This is a genomic window from Rhodococcus gordoniae (assembly GCF_001646655.1).
Classification (GTDB): Bacteria; Actinomycetota; Actinomycetes; order Mycobacteriales; family Mycobacteriaceae; genus Rhodococcus; species Rhodococcus gordoniae.
The window spans coordinates 1-674 of the sequence record NZ_LPZN01000111.1 but is presented as its reverse complement, the minus strand read 5'-3'; the positions used below and the strand labels follow the sequence as shown (position 1 = coordinate 674).

The 674-nt window shown below is 70.8% G+C and carries 1 pseudogene; it reads right to left on the bottom strand.

Annotated features, from left to right (window positions below):
* A pseudogene (locus A8G18_RS23555) lies at positions 1 to 262 on the bottom strand (sigma-70 family RNA polymerase sigma factor); the annotation flags it as partial.
* Between the last annotated feature and the right edge of the window lie 412 nt (positions 263 to 674).

The following is a 674-nucleotide window of genomic DNA, read 5'->3' as shown; positions in this document are numbered from 1 at the left end:
CGACGACGGGGACGGTGCGTTTCGCGCGACGATCACGACGCGGAAAGCCCTCACGGTCCACCGGTTCGAGCCGCCGGCCGAGATCGAGCAGTTCCGCCTCCGAAGGTTGCACCGCCAGGACTCGTCCCCGCAAGTGGGCGGGCAGCGGAACGAAGGGGAGGAGGGAGAACGTTCCGAGCGCATTCGGTACGCGGGGCACCGCCCGGTCGACGAAGTCCTGCGCATGGGCGAGGACACGCCCGTCGCCGGCAGACCCGAGCATCGCCACGATCTCGTGGGACGAGACAGTCGGCCCGGACCACGGCGTGGAGCCAGGCGCGGAGGAGTCCGGGATCGCGCAGCGACCGGATACGTGCGGCCGCCGCCCAGACGGAGTCGTACACCACGTCCGATGCGGACGACACGGGGACGAAACCGCACGCGTATGCGTACAGACCGGGGGCGAAACGGTCGTAGACCGCTGCCGTGGCATCCGGCGCTCCGTTCCGCAACGCTGCGGCGAGCTCACGATCCGGACGTCCGGGGTGGTGCCCCATCGATGGAACCTTCCTGTCGTGCATACGCCCCCGCGCGCGTGCGACCGTACGTTCCGGGGCAGTCTACGAGCAGGTGCGGCCGACGGCGAGGGTGCAACCCATCGGGGCCACCGTGCGGGATCCGGGGGCATTGCCGCG